The following is an 8,251-nucleotide window of genomic DNA, read 5'->3' on the forward strand; positions in this document are numbered from 1 at the left end:
ATTCATAAAAAGACTAAAAGACAAATTCCAACTCTACAAACCCGAAACAGACGGCGTACAATTCGTAAAACCACACAACACAAGCCGAACATGCCACCACTGCGGACACATAAACAAAGAGTTAAAAATCAAAACACGCAACTGGAAATGTCAAAAATGCGGAAAAACACTTGAAAGGGACACAAACGCAGCAATTAATATTCTAAACCGCTGGTTCAACGGGGATAGCCTGAAAAAATACTTAAATTAACCATTATTAAGTGAAAATAATTCAGGAATCCCCACCCTCTTTTAGGGTGGGGTGGTTCAATCTCCCTTATCTGATTTTAATTTTAACTGTTTTAGTTGCTTTATTATAGTATTTGTTTCCATTAAATGTTATTTTTGATATATATGTTCCCTTTTTAGTGAGTTTTTTAATTTTAAAGGTTGCTTTTCCCTTATAATTTGTTGTTGCCTTGTAGATTTTGCCTTTGATTTTGATTTTTAATTTCAAATTCTTAAGTGGAGTCTTACCGAATTTCAATGTTACAGTGTATTTTTTAATTTTCAATAATCTTTTGAATGTTTTCGCCTTTGCAGTTATTTTTGCTGTTGCCTTTTTAACGGTAACCTTGGAATTAACTGTTGATTTCATGTAATTGCCGTCATTGAATGTGGCTGTAAGGGCATATGAATTTGGAGTCAATCCTGAAGCTGAAAGCAGAATTTCACCGTTTTCATTTGTTTTTAGATTTTTGACCCCGTTGAAGCTGACGGAAACTTGAGCTCCACTTATCGGATTGCCCTTATCGTCTTTTAATGTAATGATGACATTTTTGTTTGACTTATAAGCTATAACAGGATTTGATAATGTCATTCTTGTTGGAATTTGATTGATTTTTAAAGTGATATGTTGCATACAGGAATCGTATCCCTGTTCCTGGACTGATAGGGTTCCATCATAGGTGCCAGCATCAAGATTCACAAGCCAGCCATCTCCGCTTAGGAAGCAGTATGTGCCGATTAAATCACTGCCTTTAGTGATCTTTATTGTGATATTGACATCATTTTGCTCATTTCCCTTGTAATCTGTGACTGTGACCAATAGCCTTTCACCGGAGTTATATGTTGAGGTATAATCATTCACAATTATTTTCGGTTCCAATGTGAAGTCATTTACTTCTGAGCCGACCGTGTTGTTTATAAATGTGCAGTTATTGAACTCAGCGTTGTAAATTGCGCCTCCGTCCTCACTGGCATTATTGTTGATGAATGTACAGTTTTCTGCAGAACCTGATGACATTGCTCCGCCATTTGCTGCAGAGTTATTTTCAAATACACAATTGGAGGCATGTGAATTAAACATTGCACCACCCTGTTTAGTTGCTGAATTATTATTGAATGTGCAGCTGTAAGCGACACTCTCATATACTGCACCACCGTCTTGCGCAGAGTTTTGATTGAATGTGCAGTTATAAGCAGTGCTCCTATACATTGCACCGCCACTAGTGACACCTTTATACCCTGTGTTGTTGTTGAATGTGCAGTTGTAAGCGGTACCGTTATATATTGCACCGCCATAGGAGGCAGAGTTTTGATTGAATGTGCAGTTGACTGCGGTGCCCATGTACATTGCTCCTCCATTTATTATGTAAATAGTCTGAAAAAAACCTCCGGTAACATAAAATGCTGAGTTCTGATTGAATGTGCAGTTGACTGCGGTACAGGACCCGTGTATTGCTCCACCGTTGTCTTTTGAGTATCCATTGGCAAAAGTTATGTCATGGAAAACAACATTGCAATTTGTTACATAGAACATTCTGGCCATGTTCATGCCGTTTAATACAGCCCCATTTCCATAAATGGTTACAGCGCGATTTATATTAATTCCATTTGTTAAATTTGAGTCAGCATTTGAATCATATGTGTAATTGCCGTTTAGATATATCTCACTGTCGCTGTTGCCATTTATTGTGGCGTTTAAATCCGTGAATGTTTTGGAATCCTCACTGAGAACTTCCTGCGGACCAACTTCTAATATATTGTTTTCATTTGCATTCAAGATGTCTGCATCATCAAATGATTCCTCAAGCAATGCGGTTTCATTTAAATCATCGGATGCGCTTACAGAACCTATTGTTAAAATTGCAAATAACATTAGAAACATCAAGATCATTTTAGAGTTCCTATTCAAAATTTTACCTCCATTTTGAACTACCTCAACTTTAAGTTGAGGATTCTTACTTCACGGAATGTATACTATGATAAGCATAGTATTGCCGTGCTATCCCCCTCGTTGCGAAGGTTCAGACTAGTTCAATAGCGTGTCATTGTCATTTATTATATTTTGTTATCATGTTATTTAAAATTCATCAGAAAGCATTTGAAAAGTAATGCATAACTGGTGCAATTCATCCATGACTTAAAGAAGTCAGGAAAACTCTTGCACGTTAAAGAAAAATAATCTGGTAATTATTAAGTGTTAGATATCATACAAATCAAAAATAGATTTGGCTAACATTAATTAATAATATACAAAAAAATTTGTAATAAAAAATGATTAACAATTTAAAAATTAATTTGATAATTTTATAAATTTAATTTATAACATTGATTTTTTTCCAAAGATTTATAGATTATTAAATATAAAGTTCAAATATAAAGGGGGATTAAAATGAAATACACGACTTTACTAATAGTTTTGATATTCAGTTTTCTATTGATTCTGCCTGCATCAGCGGCTGACATCAATGAGGATGTTGTCAGTGCAGATGAAATTGCTGCAAATGAGACAATCTCTGAAAACGAAGAAACAGATGTCGAATTAAATGCAAATGAAACTTATGGAACTTACGGAAATACAGCTACCGAACTGAAAGTCTATGCAACAGACAGTGACGGGTACAATGTAGATAATGGAACCGTTCTTTTTATTGATGTTTTCGGCAAAAACTACACTGCAGATGTGAAAGACGGCATTGCAAAAACCAAGGTTTTTGTCGGGCAAACAGGACAGTTCAATATTATATGCAACTATATTGGAACAGGAGGCTACAAAAATGCCACAACCACCCTGCTGTTAACTATTCCCGTTGCAAATACAACCTGCAGAAACATCATTGCAACAAAATATGATGATACTGTCTATTTTACAGGAAATGTGCTATCAGATTACAGGCAATATGAAGGTTATGGCGGTTTTGAAGAGGTGACTGAAGGAATCGTGACCGTATATGTTGATAACGAAAGATTGGGAACATGCGATGTTGATGTCAATGGTAACTTTGTATACATCTGGAATCTGACCAGAAATATTGTCGGCGAGACAATCAACTTCACAGGAGTATTTTCCAACAGTAAAAATCATTATAATTCATCATGGTTCTCAAAATCATTTACTTTTGCCCCAGCAAGCGATACAAGGATAATGTATGAGGTAACTCTTTTGGAGAACAATGGCAAAGAGATTTCAGGAATTGTTTTGGATGAGAATGGAAAAAACGTCATGGGAGGAACAATCACAATCAACAACAAATATACAGTTATAGTTGATTCCCAAGGAAAATTTAAATTTTACATTACCGATGAAACACCAAAAAATGCCACATATGAGATTGGCGTGTTTGATTGGGGATCAAAGGCGAACATTCGCGTCAACACTCCCTTAATGAATGCAATCGAACACACTGAACTGACCGATAAGCTTATTGATTTATGCACTAATGGCACTCCCTACATCAAATTTGGAAACGGTAACGGAAAAACTGTTGTTGTAAATGTGGGAACACATGGAGGAGAACTTGCATCACAGGTAGCAGGTTTCAGGCTGATTAACCTGTTGGCCAACTATGGTGATGAGATAAATGGAACAATATATGTAATCCCTACCATTTTCCCTGAAGCCACCGCCAACAATACAAGGATATACAACGGCACCAATCTAAATACCGTTGCAGATGTTCCGGAAACTCTTTCCAATCATGTTGTTCTATTTGCAAGATCTGTCAATGCCTCAGGTCTTGGAGATTTCCACAATACCCGGCATGGAGATGATGATGTTGGAATAACATGTGCAATGTGTTCCTATAGCCCTACACCTGAAAGCTATTCAATCGCCAAATTCATTGTAGATGAAACAGGATATTATCTTTTTGCCTATGATCAGGCAGGAGTGCCTTACGCTGGAGCGATTGAAGACTATGCCAACATTTTGGGAACACCTGCAGTCACATGCGAATCACTGTCAAACCACAGGGCAGTCGAATATGGAACCCCCGAGATGTCATTTAATGAGATGCGTGCATTCTTAAGATATTTCGGGTTTGACGTTGATGAGATGGCAAACATTAAGTTAGATGACCCATCAAACATAGCTGTAGAATTTACAAGTCCATACAATTATAATCCGTCCTTTAAAACAATATCCTATGATACTACCTTCAAGGCATTGCAGGAAATAATCAACAATGCTGCCGAGAACTCTACAATTAATCTTGAACAGGATTATGAATATGATTTCGGATTTTCAGCTGACGGAATAAAAATTGAAAAAAATAATATTACCATTAACGGAAATAGCCACACAATTAATGCTTTAAACAAAGGAAGAGTCTTCAAAATTAACGGATCTGACATTACAATTTCAAATCTTAAAATAATCAATGGATTCAGTAAAGACAACGGTGGTGCTGTCCTTGCAAGTGGATGTACTTTTATAAATGTGACATTCATCAACAATAAAGCAACAAATGGCGGAGCAATATCTACATCTGACGTGACAATAGAAGATTGTGTTTTCAACAATAATTCCGCCCTTGAGTATGGAGGATGTATTGCAGGCACTTCTGGCATTGATGTTTCAAATTCAAACTTCACCAATTCAAAATCCAAATATGCAGCAGCAATATACTCATACAGTGGTTCTCCGGATTCTCGTTTTATCGCAAACATTGTAAACTCCACCTTTGAAAATCTGACCTCTGAAGAAACTGCAGGTGCATTAGGATTTAAAGCGGTATATGGTGTAAATATTATTAATTGTAACTTCGTAAGTACCTCTTCTAAAAGGAATGGAGGGGCACTATATATAGACGGCACTACACTCCCCGGTGATATTTACATTGACAATTCCACATTCATCAAATCAAGCGGCGACTATGGTGGTGCATTGGTCATATTGAGCTGCACTCCAATAATACAAAACTCTAAATTCATAAACAACACTGCATTATACTGCGGAGGGGCAATTTATGTATCCGATTGTGAAATTACCCTCAATAACACATTAATAACTGGAAACAATTTGATTTATGGAAATGGTGGAGGAATATATCTTGACTATTCAACAACATATATTGAAAACTGTACCATAACAGATAATGCAAAGAACGGAATTTATGCATATGATATGACTTTAAATGTTACAAATACCACATTTTCAGGCAATGGCAAAGCGATTCATGGAGTTTTCATAGAATGTGAATTAAATAACATTACCGTTGTAGATGATTCATTATGCCTAAATGACACTCTTTATCTTGGCACTATAAGCGGAACAGGTAAAGAACTTACCTTATTGAACAATACAATCGATATTGTGGTTCTTCCGTCCCGTTTTGACTCCCGAGAATGGGGTTGGGTAACTCCAGTTAAAGATCAGGGACAAGCAGGATGCTGCTGGGCCTTTGGATCAATTGGAGCATTGGAATCCGCATTGCTTAAGGCAACAGGAATCAGATATGATCTTTCAGTAAACAATATGGCAAAAGCCATGTTAAAATATTCACAATATGGAATACTTAGTGAATTTGAAGGAGGATTTGACCTGCAGGGTCTGGAATATGTTCTCAGTTGGCTTGGCGCATTCCCTGAAGGATACGACACCTATGATGAATTGGGTAAATTATCACCTTTAATTTCAACCGGTGAAAACATTCACATTATAGATGCATTGATTTTAGGGCACCGCCAAAATGCTACAGACAATGATGCACTTAAAAGGGCAATAATCAAATGCGGAGCTGTCGCAATTGGAATTGCCGATGACGGTTATGATGGAAATGAGACTTTTTATCAAGACGAATTTGACACAACAAACCATATGATCATGTTTGTTGGCTGGGATGACAATTACCCCGCTTCTAACTTCCAAAAAACTCCTCCAGGAGACGGAGCATTCATTATAAAGAACAGTTGGGGAACTGATATGGGAGATGAGGGATACTTCTACATATCATACTATGACACAAGCATCTTAAATGCGACACATGCAGTAGGATTCCTCATTGACAATACCGAAAAATACATCAGAAACTACCAATATGATTTTAGCGGAAAAATCGATAAGATTGAAGATAACGGAAATGTCATCAGCTATATGAATTCATATAAATCATTAGGAAATGAACTTATAAGCGCTGTGGGAACCTACTTCGATGAACATGAGGAATATGTTCTTGAAATCTATGTAAACGGTAAATTGGTACATACTCAAAACGGCACTGCTCCATTTAACGGTTATCATACCGTAAAACTGACAAGTGCGATTCCAATCGCATTGGACGATATTTTCACTGTGGTGATGAACAAGACTTCAGTAACCCTATTGAAAGAATCAAGACTACACTACATTAACGGTTCATCACAGTACTTTGTGAACGGCACATGGATTAATGCTTGCGATATTGATGCAGTGTGTTCCTTAAAGGCATACACAGTTGTCGATGACACTAAAATCATTGATAATAAAGACATCACTGTTGATTATGGAACCGACCAATACTTCTCAATTAAAGTTGTGACTGCTGACGGCAAAGCCGTTTGTGCAGGCGCTGTTGTTATATTTACCATCAACGGAAAAACAACAACTGCTATAAGTGACGGTGACGGAATAGTAAAAGTAAAAATAACTGATGTTCCAGGCACTTATGAAGTGACAACCACATACAAAAACCAAACCTACAAGAACAAGGTTACCGTAAAATTAGATCCAAGCACTTGTAAGATCACAGGAAACAAAAACATTAAAGTGGATTATGACGGAGGAAAATACTTCTCAGTTAAAATAGTGTCTGCTGACGGCAAAGTTGCCGCTTCAGGTGTGAGCGTTAAATTCACAATCAACGGAAAATCCACAACAGTCAAAACCGACAAAAACGGAAAAGCAAAAATCAAAATAACAGATGTTCCTAAAAAGTACACAATCACAACAACATTCAACGGAAAATCTGTTAAAAATACTGTTACCGTAAAACAAGTGCTCAAAGCCAAAAAGGCAACCGTTAAAAAGACAGCCAAAAAATTTGTCTTGAAAGCAACACTTAAAATCAACGGCAAAAAGGTCAAAGGCAAAAAGATAACATTCAAGTTTAATGGAAAAACCTACAAAGTCAAAACCAATAAAAAAGGAATGGCAAAGGTTACCATCAAAAAGAATGTTATCAAAAAGCTTAAAAAAGGTAAAAAATACAATGTAAAAGTTACTTATCTTAAAGACACCATAAAAACAACCGTAAAAGTCAAGTAGATGATTTATTCATCTACTTTCCATTTTTTTTAATTCATTAGAATTTGTGATTTTTCTGTTTTTCAAAGATATATTGGATACTTTTCATTAGGAAATTTTGTTCACATTATGAATATGAATTTTAAATCTGATGGAATTAAAAACTGTAATATTTAGAGCAAATAATGACAAATTCCATCATTTATTGCCATAATTAGGGGGTAACTTTATTTATACAAAAAAACATAATTAATAATAACTAAGAAAAGGGAGGGAAATAAATATGGCAAATGAAATTCTTGCAGCAATTTTATCCTTTTTTATCCCAGGTTTAGGTCAAGCTTATGCTGGAGATATTAAAAAAGGTGTAATTTTCTTTGTAATTGCAGTTGTTATAGCTATCATATCATTCTTAACAGCATTCTTATTATCATTCTTAAGTTTGATATTTGCAATTTATGCTGCATACGACGCATATAAGATGGTGGCGTAAACCATCATATGCAATTTAAATCACTAGAATTTTTTAATTCTAGTATTTTTTCTATTTTTTTAATAAATTCATTATTGTTAGATAAAACAAAAAAAAGATAAACAAGGATAATTATTAGAATTATCCAAGTAATTTTATCTAAATGATGCAAGAATACCATGACCTCTTCAAGGTCATGGATGAATTGCACTATTGGGTGTACTATCTTTTTTATTTATTTTTTTGCGTTTATATTTTTTATTTTGTGTTTTTTGGTGAATTTTTTAGGTCAT

4 protein-coding genes are annotated in these 8,251 nt (G+C 35.5%); 3 read left to right on the forward strand and 1 reads right to left on the reverse strand.

Going from position 1 to position 8,251, the window contains the following annotated elements; genetic code table 11:
• On the forward strand, nucleotides 1–250 hold a 250-nt coding region (locus E7Z79_RS08520; RefSeq protein WP_303739533.1), incomplete at its 5' end, for a zinc ribbon domain-containing protein.
• A 66-nt stretch (nucleotides 251–316) separates the two neighbouring features.
• Here the strand turns inward: E7Z79_RS08520 and E7Z79_RS08525 are convergent.
• Entirely contained in the window at nucleotides 317–2,140 is a 1,824-nt protein-coding gene (locus tag E7Z79_RS08525) for a carboxypeptidase-like regulatory domain-containing protein (RefSeq protein WP_303739534.1), read from the reverse strand.
• Between the two features lie 516 nt (nucleotides 2,141–2,656).
• Between E7Z79_RS08525 and E7Z79_RS08530 the strand changes: the two genes are divergently transcribed.
• Both E7Z79_RS08530 and E7Z79_RS08535 read left to right on the forward strand, forming a co-directional pair.
• Complete coding sequence (locus tag E7Z79_RS08530; RefSeq protein ID WP_303739535.1) at nucleotides 2,657–7,507, forward strand: C1 family peptidase; 4,851 nt, start codon at nucleotides 2,657–2,659, stop codon at nucleotides 7,505–7,507.
• 262 nt (nucleotides 7,508–7,769) lie between these two features.
• Complete coding sequence (locus E7Z79_RS08535) at nucleotides 7,770–7,979, forward strand: hypothetical protein (protein WP_303739536.1); 210 nt, start codon at nucleotides 7,770–7,772, stop codon at nucleotides 7,977–7,979.
• Nucleotides 7,980–8,251 lie beyond the last annotated feature (272 nt).

It is taken from the genome of Methanobrevibacter thaueri (genome assembly GCF_015062905.1).
Classification (GTDB): domain Archaea; phylum Methanobacteriota; class Methanobacteria; order Methanobacteriales; family Methanobacteriaceae; genus Methanocatella; species Methanocatella thaueri_A.

What these genes read in the sequence shown, in the direction of transcription:
- E7Z79_RS08530 (WP_303739535.1), top strand. Translation starts at nt 2,657, where the DNA reads ATGAAATACACGACTTTACTAATAGTTTTGATATTCAGTTTTCTATTG.
- E7Z79_RS08525 (WP_303739534.1), bottom strand. Translation starts at nt 2,140, where the DNA reads ATGTTATTTGCAATTTTAACAATAGGTTCTGTAAGCGCATCCGATGAT.
- E7Z79_RS08535 (WP_303739536.1), top strand. Translation starts at nt 7,770, where the DNA reads ATGGCAAATGAAATTCTTGCAGCAATTTTATCCTTTTTTATCCCAGGT.